We start from the raw sequence: 22,040 nt of genomic DNA, 5'->3' as shown, positions 1-22,040 counted from the left end.
CGTGAGGCAAGCGAGGGGAGCGCGCCGGTGCGGTCTGCAAGGTGTCCATGAGTGACCCTGCTTCAGCCGACGCGCTTTCCAAGTACGAGAATTCGGGTGCGCATGGCATTGACCCTCTCTCCGGCACGCGTACGGTGTCAAGTGGGTGGGACGGGAGTCTCATTATGTGAGCGGCTCTGGAGCGGGATCGAGCCGCCCGCCAGCACGGGCTGAGCGGCCGGGCCGATGCCCGGGACGGGGTACTGCCCCCGGATCAGTGTGCGCCGCAGACGGTACTCGTCCAGGGGCCCGTTGAAGGCCATCCCCTGGCCGTGCGTGCACCCCATGGCCCGCAGCGCCCGCACCTGCTCCGGGACGTCGACGCCGTCGGCCACGGACTGCATGCCGAGATCGCCCGCGATGCGCAGCAGCCCGCTGGTGATCTTGTGCAGCCTCGCCGACTCGACGACGCCCTCCACCAGGCACCGGTCGAGCTTCAGTACGTCGATGGGGAGACGGCGCAGGGCGTTGACCGCCGCATAGCCGCTACCGAAGCCGTCGAGCGCGATCCGCACGCCGAGGCGCCGCAGGGCCACCAGGCGCTGTTCGAGCTCGTCGAAGGAGATCCGGGGGTCGCTGTCGGCGACCTCGATCATCAGGGCACCCGAGGGCAGGCCGTGCCGGGTCAGGAGCGCCTCGACGGAGCCCGGCGGCAGTGTCCTGTCCAGGAGCCTGGCGGCCGACACACGGACGGAGACGGCGACCGGATGCCCGGCCCTGGCCCGCTCGGCGGCCTGCTCCACGGCCTCCTCCAGCAGCCAGCTGCCCAGCTCCGCCGCGCGGTCGCTGCCGTCGGACACCCTGAGGAACTCGGCCGGCGTGAACAGGATGCCCTGGGAGGAGCGCCAGCGCGCCTGGGCGGAGACGGCCGCGACCGTCCCGCTGGCCAGATGGACGACGGGCTGGTGCAGCAGGGCGAACTCGCCCTCCCGCAGGGCGGTGCGCAGCCGGGCCGCGAGCTCGGAGCGGCGCACCACGTCGGCCTGCATCTGGGGGGCGTACAGCTCGACCCGGTCCTTGCCGCCCGCCTTGGCGCGGTACATGGCGAGGTCGGCGTTGCGCATGAGGTCCTTGGGCGTGATGGAGGGCTCGGCGAAGGCGACCCCGATGGAGGCGGCCACCCGCACCTCGGACGTGCCGATCCGGTACGGCTGGGAGAGCCTGAGGCGGAGCCGGTCCGCGATCTCGTGGACCTGGCACTCCCGGGCGGCCTGGTCGCGGGTGCCGTCCCCGACGATGAGAGCGGCGAACTCGTCGCCCCCGAGGCGCGCCGCGGTGTCCGAGGTGCGGACGGAGTCCTGGAGGCGCCTGGCGGCCTGGATGAGCAGCTCATCGCCCGCCTGGTGGCCGATGCTGTCGTTGACCGCCTTGAAGCCGTCCAGGTCGATGAAGAGCACGGCGGTGCCCGGGTCCCCGGCCCGCCGGCCGCCGAGCGCCTGCCCGACACGTGCGGTGAACAGGGCCCGGTTGGGCAGGTCGGTGAGGGGGTCGTGCTCGGCGTTGTGCTGGAGCTGCGCCTGGAGTCTGACCCGCTCGGTCACATCGCGGCTGTTGAGCAGCAGCCCGCCCTGGTGGCGGTTGACCGTGGACTCGACGTGGAGCCAGTCGCCCGTGCCCGATCCGAAGCGGCACTCGATCCGGGTGGTGGGCTCCTCCCGGGGCGGTGCCGCGAGGAAGCGCCGCAACTCGTGGACGACTCCCCCGAGGTCGTCGGGGTGGATGATCGACGCCAGCTCCGTGCCGACGAGGTCCTCGGCGTCGCGGCGGTAGACCCCGGCCGCCGCCGGGCTGACGTAGCGCAGGACCCCGCTGGGCTCGGCGATCATGATGACGTCGCTCGACCCCTGGACCAGGGAGCGGAAGTGGTTCTCCTTCTGCGCGAGTTCCTGGGTGAGCGAGATGTTGTCGAGGAGCATGATGGCCTGCCGGACCACCAGGGCGAGCACGACCGTGCAGCCGGTGAGGACCACCACCCGGTCGACCCTGCGGCCCTCGACCACGTTGTACAGGATGCCGAGCGTGCAGACGGCGGCGGCCAGATAGGGCGTGAGCGCGGCGAGGGACCCCGCGATCGGGCGGCTCAGGGTGGGCGCCGGCTCCGGAACCTCCTCGACAGCGTTGTCCTCCCTGCGGCCGACCCCCCAGGGTGCGTACGCGAGGAGCAGGGAACCGGCGAACCAGCCCGCGTCCAGCAGTTGGCCCGACGCGTACGCCGAGCGGAGCAGCGGGGCGGTGAACAGGGCGTCGCAGAGCACCGTCAGGGCGAGGCCCGCGATGGCGGTGTTCACCGACGAGCGGTTGGTGCTGAAGCGCCGGAAGTGCAGGGCGAGGACCATCGAGACGAGCACGATGTCGAGGAGCGGGTAGGCCAGCGAGAGCGCGGCCCTGGCCACGCTCTCCCCCGCCGCGTTGGCCACCTCGGCGGTGTGGGCGAGGGCGAGGCTCCAGGAGAGCGTCAGCAGCGATCCGCCGATCAGCCAGGCGTCCAGCACCAGGCAGACCCAACCGGCCCTGGTGAAGGGCCGTTTGGCGAGGACGAGCAGCCCGACGATGGCGGGCGGCGCGAAGCAGAGGAAGAACAGGTCCGCGAGGGACGGGGTGGGCACGGGGCTGCCCAGGACCACCTCGTACCACCCCCAGACCGCGTTGCCTCCGGCTGCCATGGCCGAGGAGAGCGAGAAGAGGAACCAGGCCGGCCGGAACCGGATGCCCCCCGCGCGGGCGTAGAGGAAGCAGGACACCGCGGCGATGAGCGCGGCGACGCTGAGACCGAAGTCGCCCATGAACAGGGCGAGTGCGGGTGAGCCCCAGCCGAACGCGGCTCCCACCGCGTATCCGGCGCAGACCGCGGCGAGGACGAGCCGGGAGCGCAGCCCCGCGCTTCGTCCGGCGGTGGCCGTGCGTCCGGAGAGCAGGGCTCCGGGGGCGCTCACCGGAGAGCTCCGCGGCCCGGCCGGGATGTCCCCGGCACGGCTGGCCACCCCAGGCCGTCCCGCCCGGTCGGACCGTCTCTCCACTGGCCGCACATCGCCCGTCGCCCCCTCGCGTTCCGCTGCCGCCCCGGCGCCGTCCCTTCCACGGCGCAGCCCTCTTGTGGACGATACACCAGAGCCGTCACTCAGGGACATAGCTTCTCTACTCTCCGTGACGACCTGGGGAGTTGCCGGTACCGCGTGCGTCCGGGCCGGTTCGCAGCGTGGTCAGCCGGTGGTGAGTACGACGTTGGCGACCGGCTCTCCGGCGGCGAACCGGGTGAGCTGTCCGGCGAGCAGCCGCTTGGCGCGGGGCAGGAACGCGGAGGTGCTGCCGCCCACATGGGGACTGATCAGCGTGTGGGGAGCATGCCAGAGCGGGTGGCCCGCGGGCAGGGGTTCTGGGTCGGTCACGTCGAGCGCGGCACGCAGCCGCCCGGACTCGAGTTCGGACAGCAGGGCCTCGGTGTCGACCACGGCCCCCCTCGCGACGTTCACGAGCAGCGCCCCGTCCGGCATCGCGGCGAGGAAGTCGCGGCCGACCAGCCCCTGTGCGGAGGGGTTCAGCGGGGTGGACAGGATGACGACGTCGGCATCGGGCAGCAGCGCGGGCAGTTCGTCGATCGCGTGTACGGGGCCGCGCCCGGTTGTCCGTGCGGAGCGTGCGACGCGCACCACCCGCGCGCACTCGAAGGGCGCGAGCCGGTCCTCGATGGCCGCGCCGATCGACCCGTAGCCCACGATGAGGACGGACTTGTCGGCGAGGGCGGGATAGAAGCCGGACCGCCACTCCTCCTTGTCCTGGCCGTGCACGAAGCCGGGAATCCCGCGGAGCGAGGCCAGCACCAGCGCGAGCGCGAGCTCCGCGGTCGACGCCTCGTGGACCCCCTTGGCATTGCACAGCCGCACCCCCGCGGGCAGCTGCCCGAGGCCGGGTTGCACGTGGTCGATGCCCGCGGAGAGGGTCTGGACGACCTGGACCGCGCCCATCCCGTCGAGCGGGCGGACCGCGACCTCGGAGCCCTTCATGTATGGAACGACATAGAAAGCGCAGTCGGACGGGTCCGCCGGGTACTCCCGGCCGCCGTCCCAGAAACGGTAGTTGAGACCCTCGGGGAGTCCGTCGATGTCCTCGGCCGCGAACGGCAGCCATACGTCGTTGGCAGATGCGGAAGTCATGGTCAGGAGGCTATGCGAAGGCCCGGGAGCGGCAGAGGTTAGTTTGGGGTGCTGGTGGGCCCGTGATCATGGGCCGAGGGAGGGTTCGGGGAGTTGGAGCGCAGGACTATCGGTGCGGCGGCGCTGGCCGTGGGTGCGGTCGGGCTGGGCTGTATGCCGATGAGCTGGGCCTACAGCACGTCGCAGCAGCGCGGTGACCGTTCGGTGCGCACGGTGCACGCGGCGCTGGACGCGGGCGTCCAACTGCTCGACACGGCCGACATGTACGGACCCTTCACCAATGAACTGCTCGTCGGGAGGGCGCTCAGGGGCCGCCGCTCCGAGGCGTTCCTCTCCACCAAGTGCGGCCTGCTGGTGGGTGATCAGCACATCGTGGCCAACGGGCGCCCCGGCTATGTGCGGCGGGCCTGCGACGCCTCGCTGCGGCGGCTCCAGACCGACGTGATCGATCTGTACCAGCTGCACAGGGCCGATCCCGAGGTCCCGGTCGAGGAGACCTGGGGCGCGATGGCCGACCTGGTGTCCGCGGGCAAGGTGCGGGCGCTCGGGCTGTGCGCGGTGGGCGCGCGTGCCGGGCGGGGGCCGGGGGCGCGGATGCACGACGGAACCATTCGGCAGCTGGAGCGGGTCCAGCAGGTCTTCCCCGTGAGCGCGGTCCAGGCGGAGCTCTCCGTCTGGTCCCCCCAGGCGCTGGACGACCTGCTGCCGTGGTGCGCGGCCCGGGGTGTGGGCGTGCTGGCGGCGATGCCGCTGGGCAACGGCTACCTCACGGGGACGCTCAAGCCGGGCCAGGGTTTCGAGCCGGACGATCCCCGGGCCAGGCATCCCCGCTTCACCGCGGAGATGATGGCGGCCAACCAGCCGGTGGTGGTGGGGCTGCGGAGGATCGCGGAGCGGCACGGTGCCACTCCGGCGCAGGTTGCCCTGGCCTGGGTCCTGCGGCAGGGCCGCCATGTGGTGCCGGTGCCCGGCGCGAAGAGGGAGCGGTGGGCCGTGGAGAACGCGGGAGCCGCGGAGCTGGTGCTCACGGACCGGGACCTCGCCGAGATCGCCGGGCTGCCTCGCGCCCGGGAGTCGTGGGACTGACTCCGCGGCGGGAGAATGGGCGGGGACCGGGAACCTCACGGGGAGCGGCGGGGTAGGAACAGTAGTCGTGCGACTGTCGAAAGGATCGGTGCTGTGCCAACACCCGTGCTGCGCAAGGGGGCGGTGGCCCTGCTCGCCTCGGCCTCCCTCCTGCTGTCCGCCTGCTCGTCCGGCGGCGACCCGGCGGCCGACGGCTCCTCGTCGCCCTCGGCGGGCGCCACATCGGCGCCGGCGGCCTCCGCGAGCCCGTCGGCGGACCTGGCTCCGGCCAAGGGGTCGGTCGAGGTGGTGAAGACGCTCGCGGACGGCCTCGCCTCGCCCTGGGGCCTCGCGGCACTGCCCGGGGGCGATCTGCTGGTCTCCTCGCGCGACGAGGCGACGATCACCCGGATCGACGGGGAGAGCGGCAAGAAGACGCTCCTCGGCTCGGTGCCCGGGGTCGCGCCCGACGGCGAGGGCGGTCTCCTCGGCCTCGCCGTCGCTCCGACGTACGGCGCGGACCATCTCGTCTACGCGTACTTCACCACCGAGTCGGACAACCGCGTCGCCCGCCTCCTGTACGACGAGAAGAAGCCCGCCGGGCAGCAGCTGGGAGCGCCGGACACCGTTCTGCGGGGCATCCCGAAGGGCTCCATCCACAACGGCGGGCGGATCGCCTTCGGTCCCGACCGCATGCTGTACGTCGGCACGGGCGAGACGGGTGACACGGGCCTGGCCCAGGACAAGTCCTCGGTCGCGGGCAAGATCCTGCGGATGACGCCCGACGGTGAGCCGGTGCACGGCAATCCCGAGGGCGACTCCCTGGTCTACACCTACGGGCACCGCAATGTGCAGGGCCTGGCCTGGGACGGCGAGAAGCGGCTCTGGGCATCGGAGTTCGGCCAGAACACCTGGGACGAGCTGAATCTGATCGAGCCCGGCAAGAACTACGGCTGGCCGGACGTCGAGGGCGAGGAGGGCAAGGAAGGGTTCGTCGACCCGGTGGCCCAGTGGAAGACCTCCGATGCCTCGCCGAGCGGCATCGCGTACGCCGGGGGGTCGATCTGGATGGCGGGGCTGCGGGGCGAGCGGCTCTGGCGGATTCCCCTGTCGGACAAGGCGGACGGTGAGCCGCTGGCCGCCCCCCAGGCGTTCCTGGAGGGGAAGTACGGCCGGCTGCGCACGGTGCTCGCGGCGGGTGGCGACCTGCTCTGGCTGGTCACGAGCAACACGGACGGCCGAGGCGCCCCGAAGGCGGGTGACGACCGCGTCCTGCTCCTGAAGGTGCGGTAGCGGTCCGGCGGGAGGTCCGGTCCTCCGGGGCCTCCCGCAGAGCGCGCGGGGAGGTCCCGGAGGCCGCGGTACTCCCGGAGGTCCCGGCCCTCCGGACCGGCCGGGGCTCAGCCCACGGTGTACAGCCGGAAGCGGTGCGCGAGGGCCGCCGCCTCGCCCCGGCTGGAGACGCTCAGCTTGGCCAGGATGTTGGAGACGTGCACGCTCGCGGTCTTCGGGGAGATGTAGAGCTCCTCCGCTATCCGGCGGTTGGTGTATCCCGCCGCCACCAGCCGGTGCACCTCCTGTTCGCGCGAGGTCAGCCCGAAGGACTCGATCACGTCCACGGCGGGGCCCGGTTCGGCGGAGGGCTCCTCCTCGTCCGCGGCCTCGTCGCCGGGCCCCGCGAGCGCGATGCGGGCCCGGCCTGCCAGCAGTTCGATGCTCTCGGCGAGCGGTCTCGCCCCGAGCCGTGCCGCCACCGCGTGCGCCTCGCGCAGGAGTCCCGCCGCGGGCGTCCGCTCGCCGGTGGCGGCGAGGATCGACTCCGCCCAGCGGACCCGGATCTGGGCCAGCTCGTAGGGTCGCTGGAGCGGGCCGAACGCCTCTGCGGCGCGGCGCCAGTGGTCCGGGGTGTCCTCGCCCTCGGCACGGGCGAGCTCCGCCTCGACCAGCAGCCCGTAGGCGGCCCACACGGGCACCAGCATGGGCAGTTGCCTCAGATGGGCGCGGACGCGCTCCAGGATCGCGGGCCGGCCGGGATCGGTGGCGGGCAGCCCGCGCGCGTCGGCCTCGGCCGACGCGACGGTGTGCAGGAGCGGCAGGGAGTACCGCTGGGTCCCCGGCGGCAGACCGGTCTCGGACTGCGCCTCGAACGCGGCCCGTGCGTCGGGCAGTCTGCCCTGCTGGGCGGCGAGCGCGACGGCGTGCCGGACCGGGCTGATCAGGTGCTGCGGCTGCGGGTCGTGGAGGCCGAGGTGGCGTCGGTTCAGGTTCAGTTGCTCCTGTGCCTCGTCGAAGTCGCCGCGGGCCAGGGCGAGATCGGCGCGGCGGGAGGCGACGAGCCCGTGCGCCTTGCGGGACCTGGCCAGCGGGGCGGCCACGTCGATGGCGGCGCGGCTCTCCTCCCAGTGCCCGAGGGAGAAGTACGACTGGGCCTGGTTGGCCCGGACCCAGGCCTCGGAGTCCGGGAGTCCGTGGGTGTGGCAGATCTCGATGCCGTGGTCGGCGGCCGAGACCGCCTCCAGGGAGCGGCCGGTGGATTCGAGCGAGGAGGGGAGGTTGATGCTCGCCCTGCTCATCACGCCGACCAGGTGCAGTTCCTCGGCCCGGTCCCGGACGGCGTACATCTCCGCGAGGCCGTCCTCGACACCGCCCGCGTCCATGGTGAGCCAGCCGCGGGTGAGCCGGGCGTGCAGTTCGATGGACTCCTCGCCGACCAGCCGGGCGTACTCCACGGCCCGGTCGGCTGCCTTCAGCGTCTCGGGGCCGGGCCGGTGCAGGGCGCCCCAGCTGGCGGCCGCCGCCAGCACGTCGGCGTGCACCGCGGAGGGGCTCATGCCGCGCACCAGGTCCTGGGCCGTGCTCAGTTCCTGCCAGCCGTCGCCCCGGGAGAGGCTCTGCATCAGATAGGAGCGCTGCACCCAGAACCACGCGGCGCGCAGCGGGTCCGTGCCCGTGTCCAGGATGCGCAGGGCCTTCTTGGTGAGGGTCAGGGCGCGTTCGCGGTCGCCGCCGAAGCGGGCGGCCACCGCCGCCTCGGCCATCAGGTCGAGGTAGTGCAGCGCGTCGGTGCGCGGTTCGCAGCCGCAGGCCGGGTAGACCTCGGCGTAGTCGAGCGGACGCAGGGTGGCGCGCACCTCGTCCGGGACGTCGTCCCAGAGCTCCATGGCCCGCTCCAGCAGCCGGAGCTGCTCGGAGTAGGCGAAGCGGCGCCTGGCCTCGACGGCCGCCTGGAGCACGGCGGGCAGCGCCTTGACCGGGTCGTGCGCGGCGTACCAGTAGCTCGCGAGGCGGGCGGCGCGTTCGTCGGCGCGCACGAGGGCTGGGTCGGCCTCCAGCGCCTCGGCGTAGCGGCGGTTGAGGCGGGTGCGTTCGCCCGGCAGCAGGTCGTCGCTGACGGCCTCGCGGACCAGGGAGTGCCGGAAGCGGTATCCCTCGCTGTCGGGCGCGGGCAGCAGCAGGTTGGCGCCGACGGCGGCCCGCAGCGCACCGTCGAGCTCGTCCTCGGCGAGCCCGGCGACGGCGGCGAGGAGCGGGTGCTCGACGCTGGAGCCGCCCTCGGCCAGGACGCGGGCGATCCGCTGGGCGTGCTCGGGCAGGGCCTCCACGCGTACGAGCAGGAGGTCGCGCAGCGAGTCGGAGAGGCCGGAGCTGTCCCCGCAGCACTTCACGCTGCCGGCGAGTTCCTCGACGAAGAAGGCGTTGCCGTCGGAGCGTTCGAAGATGTCGTCGACCAGAGCCGCGTCGGGGAGCACCGCGAGGATGCCGGTGAGCTGCCGGCCGACCTCGGCGCGGCTGAACCGGTCGAGTTCGATGCGGCGGACCGTGCGGAGCCGGTCCATCTCGGCCAGCAGCGGGCGCAGGGGGTGGCGGCGGTGGACGTCGTCGGCGCGGTACGTGGCGATCACGACGAGCCGGCCGCTGCGCAGGGTGCGGAAGAGGTAGGCGAGCAGATGGCGCGTGGAGGCGTCGGCCCAGTGCAGGTCCTCCAGGACGAGGACAACCGTACGGGTGGCGGAGACGCGCTCCAGCAGCCGGGCGGTGAGCTCGAAGAGGCGGGCGGTGCCGTGCTCGTCGTTCGATGCCCGCTCGGCCTCGCCCAGTTCGGGCAGCAGCCTGGCCAGCTCGCCCTCCTGGCCGGCCACGGCTTCGGCCAGTTCCTCCGGCAGTGCCCGGCGCAGGGCGCGCAGCGCGGTGGCGAACGGGGCGAAGGGCAGGCCGTCGGCGCCGATCTCCACACAGCCGCCGACGGCCACCACCGCCTCACGGCGGCAGGCCGCCGTGAGGAACTCCTCGACCAGCCGGGTCTTGCCGACCCCGGCCTCGCCGCCGACGAGCAACGCCTGCGGCTCACCCGCGCGGGCGCGGGTGAGCGTATCGGTGAGCGCGGCGAGCTCACCGGCACGGCCGACGAAGACAGGGCTGACGGTATTGGTCTCCACGCCGCTGAGCATCGCATAGGAGTACGACACCCCGGCCCTCGTTTTCTGCCGGGCGTCCATCGCTACGCGGCATGGACGAAGCCGCTCCGCTCCGCTCCCACCCGCCCTCCGGTTTCTTCGCGCCGTGCCCGGCGGGCGGCACGACGGGCCAGCACGGCCTGGCGGACGGTGCGCTGCTGGTCGGCGCGGCGGATCAGCTCGGCGACGTTGAGCTGGTGGAGTTCGTACGCGTACATGGTGTTCTCCCTGGTGCGGAACGCGAGTGGGGCACGGCTCGTTGCCGTGCCCCCACTCTCGTCCGCCAGGGGGTGCCGCCACATCGGGCGACTGCCGCATCTCCGCGTGCGGGGGGCCTTAGGCCCGGGTGACGGATGCCTTAGGCGGCTGCCGCCGGGTCCTCAGCCGGCCGCGGAGGGCAGGGAGACGATGAGGTCGAAGTACATCGCCACGGAGATCAGCACGCCGAGCACGCCCAGTGCGACGCCCGCGCGGGCGACGGAGCGGACCCATCCGGCCTGCGGGCGTTCGGAGGGGGCGCCGAAGGCTGGGCGGACCAGGACGAAGACGCCGACGATCAGGGCGAGGAGGGCGAAGAGCCCGTTGACCAGGGCCGTGCTGTGCCAGGCGTCGCCGTAGATCTCGGAGATCTGCTGGGCCGCGCTGCCGCCGCCCGAGGTCTTGATCTGGCCGATCAGGGTCTCGCGCTCGGCGGCGACCCGGCCGGTCCACGCTCCGGTGAGGGAGACGATGCCGAGCCCGGCGGCCACGACGGCCGCGGCGCCCGTGCCGGCCCCGGCGGCGGCAGCCGCCTCGGCCTCGGCGTAGGGGTCGGGCTCCAGCTCGGTCTCGATGCCGTCCTCCGCCGCCGCGTCCGTCGCGGCGACGACCATCTCGGTCACGTCCGACGCGGTCACGCCCGGTGCGACGCCGTCCGGGACGGCGTCCTCCTCGGGTGCGGCCTTCTTCGTCACGTCCGGCACGGCGGCGGTCCCGCCCGCTGTCTCCTTCTCCTCGGTGTCGTCTGTGGTCGCGGTCGAGGGGGTGGTGTTCATGCGCCGCACGCTAGGGGTCCCGTATGAGAACCTCCTTAACGCCGGGCGTCCAGGTCCTTCGCGGCGCGCCATTCCGGGGCGAGGACGGCCCAGATCTCCTCGTCGTGGCGCTTGCCCCGGTAGGCGTAGGCCTCGCGCAGGACGCCCTCACGGGTCATGCCGAGCCGTTCGGCCACCGCGACGCTGCGGGTGTTTGCGGAGGAGGCGACCCACTCCACCCGGTGCATGCCGCGCGTGTCGACGGCCCAGTCGATCAGCTTCCGCGCGGCGCGGGTCACCAGGCCGTGGCCCTCCCCGGCGGCCTCCAGCCAGCAGCCGATCTCGCAGTTCCCGGCCTCGGCCTCGAATATCCGGAACAGGACGCCGCCGACGAGCGTGCCCTCCCACCAGATCCCGTAGATCCGTCCGGTGTCGGCGGCCTGCTTGTCGGCGTAGCGCTGGAGCAGCGCACGGGCGGAGGTGAGGTCCGTGGCCGCGGCGGCGAACGGGATCCAGGGGTCGACCAGGGCGCGCGCCCGGTCCATGTGGGCGAGGAACTCCTCCGCCTGCCAGGGCTCCAGCGGGCGGAGTTCCGCGCCGTCGTTCCCCAGTGACACCGTGAACATGGCTCTCCTCGGTCTGCGCGACGTCCTGTGCCGACGTGCCGCGACGTGTCAGTGGACGCGCTGCGCGCCCTGCCGGTCGAGGTCGTCGCTGCGCTCCTCCGGGATTTTCGCATGCGGTACGGGGCTGTCCGGCGGCTCGATGCTGATGCGCGGCAGCAGCCGGTCGATGCGGGCGGGCAGCCACCAGTTCGCCCCTCCGAGCAGGTGCATCAGGGCGGGCACGAGCAGGGTGCGCAGGACGAAGGCGTCGAGGGCGACGGCCGCGGCGAGGGCGATGCCGAACATCGCGATGACGCGGTCGCCGCTCAGCACGAAGGCGAGGAAGACCGAGATCATGATCACCGCGGCCGAGTTGATGACCCTGCCGGTCTCGGCGAGGCCGACCCGCACCGACCGGCGGTTGTCCCCGGTCTCCAGCCACTCCTCGTACATCCGGCCGACGAGGAAGACCTGGTAGTCCATGGAGAGCCCGAAGAGCACCGAGACCATGATCACCGGGAGGAAGGGTTCGATGGGGCCCGCGCTGCCGAGCCCGAGGAGCTCGCTGCCCCAGCCCCACTGGAAGACGGCGACGACGACGCCGAAGGAGGCGGCCACCGCGGCCACGTTCATCAGGGCCGCCTTCAGCGGGACGGCGAGTGAGCGGAACGCCAGCAGGAGCAGGAGACAGCCGAGAGCGATCACGACCCCGACGAAGAGCGGGAGCTTGCCGACGATGATGCCGGCGAAGTCGTCGTAGCTCGCCGTCACCCCGCCCACATGGGCCTGGAGCGAGGAGGTCTCCTCGCTCTGCGGCAGGACGTCGTGGCGCAGCCGGTCGACGAGTTCGCTGGTCCTCTTCGACTGGGGCGCGGAGTCGGGGACGACGGTGACGAACACCGTGTCGCCCGCCGCGTTGTAGGTCACCGGACTCACCGAGGCGACTCCGTCGGTGGCCCGCAGCACGGCGGGAAGGCCGTCCAGGGCGAGCCGGTCGTCGGCGCCGTCGAGACGGGCGGCGATCGTCAGCGGGCCGTTGACTCCGGGGCCGAACCCGTCGGCCAGCAGGTCGTACGCCTGCCGGGTGGTGGCGGTGGCGGGGTCGTTGCCCTGGTCCGACGTGCCCAGGTGCAGCCCGAGGGTGGGGATCGCGAGCACCGCCATGACGACGACGGCGACCGCTCCGAGCAGCCTGGGGTGCCGCTCGACGAAGGCGGACCAGCGGACGGCGAAGCCGGTGGGCCGTTCGGGGAGCGGCCCGTGCGCGGCGAGCCGTACGCGCTCGCGCCGGCCCAGCGCCCGCATGCCGATGAAGGAGAGCAGCGCGGGCAGCAGGGTCACCGAGGCGAGGACGGTGAGGACGACGGTGAGCGAGGCGGCGATCGCGACCCCGTCGAGGAAGCCGAGCCGCAGTATCAGCATGCCCAGCAGGGCGACGCAGACGGTGGCTCCCGCGAAGACGACTGCGCGCCCGGTCGTCGCGACGGCGTTCTGCGCCGCCTCGTGCACGGACATGCCGCGTCTCAGTCCCCGCCGGTGCCGGGTGACGATGAACAGGGCGTAGTCGATGCCGACGCCGAGCCCGATGAGCATGCCCAGCATCGGCGCGAAGTCGGCGACGGTCATGACATGGCCGAGCAGCACGGTGCCCGCGTAGGCCGTGCCGACGGAGACGAGGGCGGTGGCGATGGGCAGCAGGCTGGCGGCGAGCGAGCCGAAGGCGAGGAAGAGGACGAGCGCGGCGACGGCCACCCCGACGGCCTCGCCCACATGGAGGGACGGCGCCCCGGTCCCCGCGACGGCGGTGCCGCCGAGCTCGATCCGCAGTCCGTCGGTCTCGGCGGCCTTCGCGGTGCCGACGACGGCCGCGGTCTGCTCGGGCGGGATCTCGCCGGAGCGGTGGTCGAAGGTGACCGTGGCGTAGGCGGTGCGTCCGTCCTCGCTGATCTGCGCCCGGCCGGTCGCGCCGTAGGGCCCGGAGACGTCACCGACGCCGGGCAGAGCCCCGATCTCGTGGAGCGTCCTGGTCATCGTGCGCTCGACGCCGGCGTCCCGGACGGTGGAGTCCGGGGTGTGCCAGACGACGGTGCCGGTGTCGCCCCCGAGGTTCTCGAACCCGGACTGCAGGAGCTCCCCCGCGCGGCCCGACTCGGTGCCCGGGACCTCGTAGTCGTTGGAGTACGAGGAACCCGCGGACACCGCGGCGGCGGCCACGCCCCCGAGCGCGGTCAGCCAGATGAGGACGGTGGCGAGGCGGTGCGTGAGACACCAGCGTGCGATGGCGGCCAACGGAGGTGCTCCTGATGGTTCGTGGAGATTTGTCAGGAGTTGATGGGACAACTCATGGAAAACCTCACATGACCTGAGAACAATCACTCTGACAGCCGATCGCCGTCCTCGGCGCCATTCGTGGCCAGGGTCACACGTCCGGACTTCGCGTACGCGAACTCCTGGAGGCGCCCCGGCCACGTCGTGGGCTCAGCCGGTGACGCTCGCCCTGCCGTTCTCGATGTGTCCCATCAGCCGGCGCCGGAAGGAGCTCTCCCCGTCGGCCGTCACCTGGAGGTCGTACCAGCCGTGGGCGTCGGCCGCGGAGTGCACGAGCGTGCGGCTGCGCCCCGGCTTGACCTTCACCCTGCGGCTCCAGTCCCGCAGGTCGTCCTCGTCGACGTAACCGAGCGGCCGGACGGTGTAGGTCAGCGTCCGCCTGCCGTTGTTGCGCAGCGTGAGGTGCAGGTCGCGCTCGTGGGCGTCGATACGGGAGGCGAGCTCGGCGGCGCCGTCGGCCGCTCCCTCGAACTCCCGGCGGAAGCCGTTCGGGCCGGTCACCGTGAAGCGGTAGCCCTCACCGGTCAGCGGCACCGTCCACTGCCCGGTGCGCCTGACGTCCCGGTGCTGCGGAGCGGGGAACTCGTTCGCGTACGGGTAGAGCGCGAAGTGCGCGGAGGACCGGCCCGTGTTGCTGAGGGCCACCCGCAGCTCCCCCTCGACCCGCCTGGCCTGGGCGTCGGGCTGGTACGGCAGGGGCCTGGCGGGGCGGCTGCCCGGCTCCTGGACGGGCATGTGCTGGACGTCCGGGGGCTTCGGCTGCCAGCGTCCGCCGAACGGCGGGATGGCGGCAGGCGCCTCCGTCTCCGGCTGCCGCCGCGCGCGGGTGAAGTCGAAGGCGGAGGTGAGGTCGCCGGTGACCTGGCGCCGCCAGGCCCCTATGTTGGGCTCCTCCACGCCCGTCCAGCGCTCCAGGAAGCGGATCACGGACGTGTGGTCGAAGACCTCGGAGCAGACGTGGCCGCCGACGCTCCACGGCGAGACGACCAGCAGGGGGACGCGGACGCCCAGCCCCGTGGGCCTGCCCTCCCACTGCTCCTCGGTCACCTCGGCGGGGGCGACCGGCGGCGGCACATGGTCGAAGAAGCCGTCGTTCTCGTCGTAGTTGACGAGGACGACGGTGTGCCGCCAGACGTCGGGATGCCTGCCGAGCGCGTCCAGGATCTTGTAGACGACCGTCGCGCTGTGCACCGGCGAGGAGACGCTCGGGTGCTCCGAGTCCACGGCCGACGGGACGAGGTAGGAGACCTCGGGCAGCGTTCCCGCCGCCACGTCCGCGGCGAACGCGTCGGCCAGAGTGCCCGTCCCGACCCTGCGCAGCCCCCGCTCGAACAGGCTGCGCTCGGCCGTCGTCAGGGTGGCCACGCCCTCGTCGAGCAGGCCGAGCAGCCGCTCGCGCCCGCCCGCGTCCTCCGTCTCGCGCACCGCCGCGTAGAAGGACTCCATGTAGGTGTGCCCGCCGGTCCTCACCAGCGCCTTGCGGGCGATCGCCTTGAAGGTGGTGAAGAACTCGATCTGGTTGTCGGTGAAGTTCTCCCACTCCGTGTACGTCTTCCAGCTCCGCCCGGCCTTCTCCAGCCGCTCCGCGTAGGTGCCCCAGTCGTATCCGGGATGGGAGCCCTCGTCGTAGGCGTCGTTGCCCACGGCCCGCCGGCCGTCCGGCTCGTCGCCCGTCCTGCCGCTCCACAGGTGGTTGCGGTTGGGGCTGGTGGAGGTGTGGATCGAGGAGTGGTAGGCGTCGCAGACGGTGAAGGTGTCGGCGAGCTCGTAGTGCAGCGGGATGTCCCGGCGGTCGTAGTACGCCATGGTCGCGGCCGACTTCGCGGTGATCCAGCCGTTCATCCAGCCGCCGGCCCAGGCCTTGGCTCCCCCGTTCCAGGAGTGGTCGAGAGCGCCGATGTACTGGAGGTCCTTCTGCTGGGCCTCGGCCGCCCCGCGCACGGCGAACGGCAGCACGGTGGTCCCCGACGGGCCCGGCTGCTCGAAGACGGACGTGCCGGAGGGGAGTTCGACCGCGTTGCGGTCCCCGAAGCCGCGGACTCCGCGCAGCGTCCCGAAGTAGTGGTCGAAGGAGCGGTTCTCCTGCATCAGGATCACCACGTGCCGGATGTCCTTCAGCCCCTCGCCACCGGACTTCCCGCCGGTGGCCTCCGCGGCGATGGCCGCCTGGAGCGACGGGGGAAGAAACGATCCCGCCGCCGCGGCGCCGAGTGCGCCGCCGCCGAGCGCGAAGAGTCGCCGCCGTGACATGTCCGTGGTCAAGTGAGCCTCCCGGTTCCGTATCTACGGCGGGAAACTAGTCAGCCCGGATGGCCCCGGGAAGGCCGCGACGGGGCCTGACGGTGAACGTGACGACGGCCGCCGGGTGAAGCGAAGGGGCGGTGCACCCCGACCACGGGTGCACCGCCCCTCTGGCGTACGGGGATCAGCCCTCGACGCCGAGCTTCTCCAGGATCAGCTCACGGACGCGCGCCGCGTCCGCCTGGCCCCGGGTCGCCTTCATGACCGCGCCGACCAGCGCGCCCGCGGCGGCGACCTTGCCGCCGCGGATCTTGTCGGCGATCGCCGCGTTGGCCGCGATGGCCTCGTCGACCGCCGTGCCCAGCGCGCCCTCGTCGGAGACGACCTTCAGGCCGCGCTTCTCGACGACGGCGTCCGGGTCGCCCTCGCCCGCGAGGACACCCTCGAGGACCTGGCGGGCCAGCTTGTCGTTGAGGTCTCCGGCCGCGACGAGCTCGGCCACCCGGGCGACCTGCGCCGGGGTGACGGGCAGCTCGTCCAGGCTGCGGCCGGTCTCGTTGGCGTTACGGGCGAGCTCGCCCATCCACCACTTGCGGGCCTGGTCGGACGGGGCGCCCGCGTCCGTCGTGGCGACGATCAGGTCGACCGCGCCCGCGTTGAGGATGGACTGCATGTCGTGCTCGCTGACACCCCACTCCTCCTTCAGCCGCTTGCGGCGCAGCCGGGGCAGCTCGGGAAGCCCCTTGCGGAGCTCCTCGACCCAGTCGCGGGAAGGGGCGACCGGCACCAGGTCCGGCTCGGGGAAGTAGCGGTAGTCCTCGGCGTTGTCCTTGATGCGGCCGGCCGTGGTGGAGCCGTCCTCCTCGTGGAAGTGCCGGGTCTCCTGCACGATCGTCCCGCCGGAGTTCAGCACCGCGGCGTGGCGCTGGATCTCGAAGCGGGCGGCGCGCTCGACCGAGCGCAGCGAGTTGACGTTCTTCGTCTCGGAGCGCGTGCCGAAGGTCTCGGTGCCGTTGGGGCGCAGCGACAGGTTGACGTCGCAGCGCATCTGGCCCATCTCCATGCGGGCCTCCGAGACGCCGAGCGCCTTGATCAGCTCGCGGAGCTCGGCGACGTACGCCTTGGCGACCTCGGGGGCGCGTGCGCCCGCTCCCTCGATCGGCTTGGTGACGATCTCGATGAGAGGGATGCCCGCGCGGTTGTAGTCGAGCAGCGAGTGGGAGGCGCCGTGGATGCGGCCGGTGGCACCGCCGACGTGCGTCGACTTGCCGGTGTCCTCCTCCATGTGCGCGCGCTCGATCTGCACGCGGAAGATCTCTCCGTCCTCCAGCTGGACGTCCAGATAACCGTTGTAGGCGATCGGCTCGTCGTACTGGGAGGTCTGGAAGTTCTTCGGCATGTCCGGATAGAAGTAGTTCTTCCGGGCGAAGCGGCACCACTCGGCGATCTCGCAGTTCAGCGCGAGCCCGATCTTGATGGCGGACTCGACGCCGATCTCGTTGACGACCGGAAGCGCGCCCGGCAGCCCGAGGCAGACCGGGCAGGTCTGCGAGTTGGCGTCCTGCTTGAGCTCCGTGGAGCACCCGCAGAACATCTTTGTCTTGGTGCCGAGCTCCACATGGACCTCGAGGCCCATGACGGGGTCGTACGTCGCGAGGGCGTCCTCGTACGACTCCAGGTCGATGACAGTCACTGAAACTTTCCCTCTCAGCCCAGCAGGACGTCGTCGTCGCCGAGACGCTTGAGCTCGCGGTAGAGGATCGCGAGTCCGGTCACGATCGCGGCGGCGGATACGGCGGCGTCGATCAGCCGCAGTGTGTCGTTGTCCGAGCGGGCCATCTTCACCTGCTTGTAGACGCTGAGCGCACCGAAGGCGGTGGTGCCCATCGACACGTACGCGCCGGTCTTGGACTTCTTGAAGTTCTTGGCCTTCTTAGCCATGGCACTCATAGCGACGGAGCCTCCTCGAGCAGCGGGTGTCCCCACTTTTCCACGAAGGCGGCCTCGACGGCGGCTCCGACCTTGTACAGCCGGTCGTCCTTCATGGCGGGGGCGATGATCTGCAGCCCGACCGGCAGCCCGTCCTCCGGCGCCAGGCCGCAGGGCAGCGACATGGCGGAGTTGCCGGCGAGGTTGGTCGGAATGGTGCACAGGTCCGCGAGGTACATCGCCATCGGGTCGTCGGCGCGCTCGCCGATCGGGAAGGCGGTGGTGGGCGTCGTGGGCGAGACGATGACGTCGACCTGCTCGAACGCCTTCTCGAAGTCCCGCGTGATGAGGGTGCGGACCTTCTGCGCCGAGCCGTAGTACGCGTCGTAGTAGCCGGAGCTGAGCGCGTACGTACCGAGGATGACGCGGCGCTTGACCTCGTCGCCGAAGCCGGCCTCACGGGTGAGGGCGGTGACGTCCTCGGCGGAGCGCGTGCCGTCGTCGCCGACCCGGAGGCCGTAGCGCATGGCGTCGAACCGCGCGAGGTTCGAGGAGCACTCGGACGGCGCGATCAGGTAGTACGCCGAAAGGGCGAGGTCGAAGGAGGGGCAGTCCAGCTCGACGACGGTGGCGCCGAGGGACTTCAGCAGCTCGACCGACTCGTTGAACCGCTGGACGACGCCGGCCTGGTAGCCCTCGCCCGCGAACTGCTTGACCACACCGACGCGCATGCCCTGTACGGAGCCGTTGCGCGCGGCCTCGACGACCGGCGGGACGGGGGCGTCGATCGACGTCGAGTCCATCGGGTCGTGCCCGCCGATGGCCTCGTGGAGCAGCGCCGCGTCCAGGACCGTACGGGCGCAGGGGCCGCCCTGGTCGAGGGAGGACGAGAAGGCGACCATGCCGAAGCGGGAGACGCCGCCGTAGGTGGGCTTGACGCCGACCGTGCCGGTGACGGCGGCGGGCTGGCGGATGGAGCCGCCGGTGTCCGTGCCGATGGCGAGCGGGGCCTCGAAGGACGCCAGCGCCGCGGCGGAGCCGCCGCCGGAGCCGCCCGGGATGCGGGTGAGGTCCCAGGGGTTGCCGGTCGGGCCGTAGGCGCTGTTCTCGGTGGAGGACCCCATGGCGAACTCGTCCATGTTGGTCTTGCCGAGGATGACGACGTCGGCGGCCCGGAGCTTCTTGGTGAGGGTCGCGTCGTACGGCGGGACCCAGCCCTCGAGGATCTTCGAGCCGACGGTGGTCGGCATGTCCTGCGTGGTGAAGATGTCCTTGAGCGCGAGCGGGACTCCGGCCAGCGGGCCGAGCTTCTCGCCCGCCTCGCGCTTGGCGTCGACGGCGCGGGCCTGCGCGAGCGCGCCCTCGCGGTCGATGTGCAGGAAGGCGTGGACCTTCTCGTCGATGGCGTCGATCCGGGCCAGGTGGGCCTCGGTGACCTCGACGGCCGTCAGCTCGCCGGAGGCGATCCTCGCGGCGATCTCGGCCGCGGTGAGCTTGATGATGGTGCTGATGTCCGTCATGGCTGTTAGTCCTCCCCCAGGATCTGCGGCACCTTGAAACGCTGCTGCTCCTGGGCCGGGGCGCCGGAGAGCGCCTGCTCGGGGGTGAGCGACGGACGGACCTCGTCCGCGCGCATGACGTTGGTCAGCGGCAGCGGGTGGGAGGTCGGCGGTACGTCTTGGTCGGCGACCTCGGAGACGCGGGCGACCGCGCCGATGATGTCGTCGAGCTGACCGGCGAAGTGTTCGAGCTCTTCGCCCTTCAGCTCCAGACGCGCCAGCCGGGCGAGGTGGGCGACCTCCTCGCGCGTGATGCCAGGCATGCAGCGATCCTCAGGGTTCGGTGTGTGTTTTGGCCGGGGGTCGGTGTGTGCCACCGGCCCCCAATCCTATGGGGTCGCGGCCCACTGTCCCGCCTGCTCCCTCACCCGCGGCCTCACGGTCCCGGTCCTGCCGCGCCGGGCCCGCCCGCCGATCGAGGACAAAACGGTCGCGGGACGCCCGCGCGGGCATCGCCCGGCCTCCCGCCGGCCGCCGGAACGGCCCCGGTCAGGCCGTCGCGGGGCCGGAGACCGCGCGCCCGGCCGGCCGCTGCTGCTGCTCCGCCTCGGGCTGCATCGCCACGGCCGCCCTGGCCGCCGCCTCCAGCTCGGCCGGCCTGCGCCAGCCGTGCTCGCCGCGTGCCCGGAGCCAGGCCGTCGTCTCCTGCGGCGGCATCGCGGCGGCGACGAGCCATCCCTGCACCGCGTCGCAGCGCAGGTCCCGCAGCCGCTCCCAGGTCTCGTCGTCCTCGACGCCCTCGGCCACCACCAGCAGCCCGAGCGAGTGGGCCAGGTCGATGGTGCAGCGGACGATCTCCGCGTCCTCGTTGTCGACGGCCAGCCGCGCGACGAACGAACGGTCGATCTTGAGCTCGCTGACCGGCAGCTTGCGCAGGTGGACCAGTGAGGAGTAGCCCGTGCCGAAGTCGTCGAGGGACATCTTCACGCCGTGCCCGGTCAGCCCGGCCAGGGTGTCGGCGGCCCGCTGCGGGTCCTCCAGGAGGACGTGCTCGGTTATCTCCAGCTGGAGCGCCCCGGCCGGGACGCCGTGCCGGGCCAGCCGGGCGGCGACGCTCCCCGCGAAGCCCGGGGTGTGGACGTCGCGCGGCGAGACGTTGACGGCGACGGGCACGAACAGCCCCTGCGCGCGCCACCGGGCAACCTGGGCGAGGGCGGTCTCCAGCACGTACTCGGTGAGGTGGGGCATCAGCCCGGAGGATTCCGCGATCGCGATGAACTCGTCCGGGGGGACCCGTCCGCGCTCGGGGTGCACCCAGCGCACGAGCGCCTCGAGGCCGGCCACCTGGCCGTCGAAGCGGACCTTCGGCTGGTAGTGGAGCTCGACCTCCCGGGCGTCCAGGGCGCGGCGCAGGTCGCCCAGCAGGCCCAGCCGGTCCGGGGTGTTGCTGTCCCGCTTCGACTCGTACACCTCGACGCCCGTGCGGTCGCGCTTGGCCTGGTACATCGCCACGTCGGCCCGCCTGAGCAGCCCTTCGGCGTCGAGCGCGTGGTCGGGGTGGACGGCGACCCCGGCGCTGGCCTCCAGGACGAGGGTGAGCCCGTCGAGGTCGAGGGGCGAGGAGAGCTCGGCGACCAGATGGCGGGCGACGCGCTGGGCGCTGGTGGTCGAGTCCGCCGTCGGCAGGAGTACGGCGAACTCGTCGCCGCCCAGCCGCGCGGCCTCCGCACCGCGCGGCAGGGCCAGACGGAGCCGCTCCGCTATCTGGAGCAGGAGGCGGTCCCCCGCCAGATGGCCGAGGGTGTCGTTGACGGCGCGGAAGCGGTCGAGGTCGATGAGGACCAGGGCGGACCTGGTGCCGGTGCTCCCCGCCTCCTCCAGCGCCGTCCACGTTCTCTCCAGGAGCCACTGGCGGTTGGGCAGACCGGTCAGCGGGTCCCGCAGCTGCTCCTCGGCCCGCGCGCGGGCGATCCAGAGCGTGGAGTCCAGGGCGATCAGGGGTACGGCGAAGAGCGGCAGCAGGACGGGCATCGCCGAGGCGACCACGCAGATCAGCGGGGCGATGCCGAGCAGGGCGACCGCGACGAGGCACTGGCGCAGCAGCGCCGTGCGCGCGACCGTCGGGAGCCCTCCGGTCTGGGAGGCCCTGGCGTACCAGAGGAGTACACGGGTGACGAGGAGGTACACCCCGGCGGCGAGCAGCACCTCGGGCACGGCGTCGACGCCCCAGTGGAGCGGTCGCCAGGGTGTCTCGACCGTGGGTACTTCACCGAAGGCCGCCAGGACGAGCGCGGCGGCCCCTATGCCGAGTATGTCGACCGCGCCGTGCAGCAGCCCCTGCCACCAGCGGTGCCGCCGGGCCGTGCCGACGAGCACCACGACGACGAGGCTGACGAGGCCGGCGGCCACCCAGCCGTAGAGCAGGAGTACGGCGAGGGTGAGGGCTGCGCCGGAACCGGTGCCGCCCCACCAGCGGTCGCGCCCGAGGGCGACCAGATGGCCCACGATGATCCCCGTGAGCAGGGCGAGCGACCAGCCCGCCGTGCCGTCCGGGAAGGGTGCCTGGCCGTCACGGACCGTTCGGTAGAACCCGGTCGCGAGCTGCACCGCGGCGACCGCCACGACGACGGCTCCCACTTTTGACGTGAGGCCCACGAAACCCTGCAGCCGCGACACCACTGCGGCGCTCTCGGTCGGTTTCATTCCGTCCCTCTCA

Annotated in this window: 15 protein-coding genes; 2 read left to right on the top strand and 13 right to left on the bottom strand. The window is 72.5% G+C overall.

Annotated elements, in window-relative coordinates; translation table 11 throughout:
- Positions 1-137 precede the first annotated feature (137 nt).
- Entirely contained in the window at positions 138-2,972 is a 2,835-nt protein-coding gene (locus tag AMK10_RS06070) for a putative bifunctional diguanylate cyclase/phosphodiesterase (protein WP_073745502.1), read from the bottom strand.
- A gap of 267 nt (positions 2,973-3,239) precedes the next feature.
- Positions 3,240-4,190 (bottom strand): 2-hydroxyacid dehydrogenase, encoded by a 951-nt coding sequence (locus tag AMK10_RS06065; protein WP_073745500.1) that lies wholly within the window; start codon positions 4,188-4,190, stop codon positions 3,240-3,242.
- Between the two features lie 129 nt (positions 4,191-4,319).
- On the opposite strand from AMK10_RS06065, the gene AMK10_RS06060 reads away from it, so the two are divergent.
- The gene (locus AMK10_RS06060; RefSeq protein WP_079180618.1) at positions 4,320-5,276 is read left to right on the top strand and encodes an aldo/keto reductase; all 957 of its coding nucleotides are present in this window, start codon (positions 4,320-4,322) and stop codon (positions 5,274-5,276) included.
- Between the two features lie 93 nt (positions 5,277-5,369).
- Positions 5,370-6,548, top strand: a complete 1,179-nt coding sequence (locus tag AMK10_RS06055) for a PQQ-dependent sugar dehydrogenase (protein WP_073745496.1) — start codon at positions 5,370-5,372, stop codon at positions 6,546-6,548.
- Between the two features lie 107 nt (positions 6,549-6,655).
- On the opposite strand, the gene AMK10_RS06050 is transcribed toward AMK10_RS06055, so the two are convergent.
- From AMK10_RS06050 to AMK10_RS06005, 11 genes are all read right to left on the bottom strand, one after another.
- Positions 6,656-9,703 (bottom strand): helix-turn-helix transcriptional regulator, encoded by a 3,048-nt coding sequence (locus AMK10_RS06050; RefSeq protein WP_198959649.1) that lies wholly within the window; start codon positions 9,701-9,703, stop codon positions 6,656-6,658.
- Positions 9,704-9,753: 50 nt separating this feature from the next.
- Positions 9,754-9,927: a hypothetical protein gene (locus tag AMK10_RS37620; RefSeq protein ID WP_198959629.1), complete on the bottom strand. Its 174-nt coding sequence runs from the start codon at positions 9,925-9,927 to the stop codon at positions 9,754-9,756.
- A 162-nt stretch (positions 9,928-10,089) separates the two neighbouring features.
- On the bottom strand, positions 10,090-10,743 hold the full coding sequence (locus AMK10_RS06045; RefSeq protein ID WP_382563698.1) for a hypothetical protein: 654 nt from the start codon (positions 10,741-10,743) through the stop codon (positions 10,090-10,092).
- Positions 10,744-10,778: 35 nt separating this feature from the next.
- Entirely contained in the window at positions 10,779-11,348 is a 570-nt protein-coding gene (locus AMK10_RS06040) for a GNAT family N-acetyltransferase (RefSeq protein WP_073745490.1), read from the bottom strand.
- A 48-nt stretch (positions 11,349-11,396) separates the two neighbouring features.
- Entirely contained in the window at positions 11,397-13,616 is a 2,220-nt protein-coding gene (locus AMK10_RS06035; RefSeq protein WP_073745488.1) for an MMPL family transporter, read from the bottom strand.
- Between the two features lie 189 nt (positions 13,617-13,805).
- Complete coding sequence (locus tag AMK10_RS06030) at positions 13,806-15,917, bottom strand: phosphocholine-specific phospholipase C (protein WP_073745486.1); 2,112 nt, start codon at positions 15,915-15,917, stop codon at positions 13,806-13,808.
- A 163-nt stretch (positions 15,918-16,080) separates the two neighbouring features.
- Positions 16,081-17,589 carry an Asp-tRNA(Asn)/Glu-tRNA(Gln) amidotransferase subunit GatB gene (gene gatB / locus AMK10_RS06025; protein ID WP_073745484.1) on the bottom strand — a complete coding sequence of 503 codons (1,509 nt, stop codon included), beginning with the start codon at positions 17,587-17,589 and terminating at the stop codon, positions 16,081-16,083.
- 14 nt (positions 17,590-17,603) lie between these two features.
- Positions 17,604-17,846: a hypothetical protein gene (locus AMK10_RS06020; RefSeq protein WP_073745482.1), complete on the bottom strand. Its 243-nt coding sequence runs from the start codon at positions 17,844-17,846 to the stop codon at positions 17,604-17,606.
- Positions 17,843-19,345 (bottom strand): Asp-tRNA(Asn)/Glu-tRNA(Gln) amidotransferase subunit GatA, encoded by a 1,503-nt coding sequence (gatA, locus tag AMK10_RS06015; protein WP_073745480.1) that lies wholly within the window; start codon positions 19,343-19,345, stop codon positions 17,843-17,845. The genes AMK10_RS06020 and gatA overlap by 4 nt, the downstream gene beginning before the upstream one ends.
- A gap of 5 nt (positions 19,346-19,350) precedes the next feature.
- Positions 19,351-19,647 carry an Asp-tRNA(Asn)/Glu-tRNA(Gln) amidotransferase subunit GatC gene (gatC, locus tag AMK10_RS06010; RefSeq protein WP_014153935.1) on the bottom strand — a complete coding sequence of 99 codons (297 nt, stop codon included), beginning with the start codon at positions 19,645-19,647 and terminating at the stop codon, positions 19,351-19,353.
- 226 nt (positions 19,648-19,873) lie between these two features.
- On the bottom strand, positions 19,874-22,027 hold the full coding sequence (locus tag AMK10_RS06005) for a putative bifunctional diguanylate cyclase/phosphodiesterase (RefSeq protein WP_073745478.1): 2,154 nt from the start codon (positions 22,025-22,027) through the stop codon (positions 19,874-19,876).
- Between the last annotated feature and the right edge of the window lie 13 nt (positions 22,028-22,040).

This window comes from Streptomyces sp. CB02058, from assembly GCF_001905505.1.
In the GTDB taxonomy this organism is placed as follows: domain Bacteria; phylum Actinomycetota; class Actinomycetes; order Streptomycetales; family Streptomycetaceae; genus Streptomyces.
This window is presented reverse-complemented; position numbering and strand designations above follow the sequence as displayed.

Excerpts from the sequence above, each read along its gene's own strand:
- AMK10_RS06065 (WP_073745500.1), bottom strand. The coding sequence starts at position 4,190 with ATGACTTCCGCATCTGCCAACGACGTATGGCTGCCGTTCGCGGCCGAG.
- AMK10_RS06050 (WP_198959649.1), bottom strand. The coding sequence starts at position 9,703 with ATGCTCAGCGGCGTGGAGACCAATACCGTCAGCCCTGTCTTCGTCGGC.
- AMK10_RS37620 (WP_198959629.1), bottom strand. The coding sequence starts at position 9,927 with ATGTACGCGTACGAACTCCACCAGCTCAACGTCGCCGAGCTGATCCGC.
- AMK10_RS06045 (WP_382563698.1), bottom strand. The coding sequence starts at position 10,743 with ATGAACACCACCCCCTCGACCGCGACCACAGACGACACCGAGGAGAAG.
- AMK10_RS06040 (WP_073745490.1), bottom strand. The coding sequence starts at position 11,348 with ATGTTCACGGTGTCACTGGGGAACGACGGCGCGGAACTCCGCCCGCTG.
- AMK10_RS06020 (WP_073745482.1), bottom strand. The coding sequence starts at position 17,846 with ATGAGTGCCATGGCTAAGAAGGCCAAGAACTTCAAGAAGTCCAAGACC.
- gatA (WP_073745480.1), bottom strand. The coding sequence starts at position 19,345 with ATGACGGACATCAGCACCATCATCAAGCTCACCGCGGCCGAGATCGCC.
- gatC (WP_014153935.1), bottom strand. The coding sequence starts at position 19,647 with ATGCCTGGCATCACGCGCGAGGAGGTCGCCCACCTCGCCCGGCTGGCG.
- AMK10_RS06005 (WP_073745478.1), bottom strand. The coding sequence starts at position 22,027 with ATGAAACCGACCGAGAGCGCCGCAGTGGTGTCGCGGCTGCAGGGTTTC.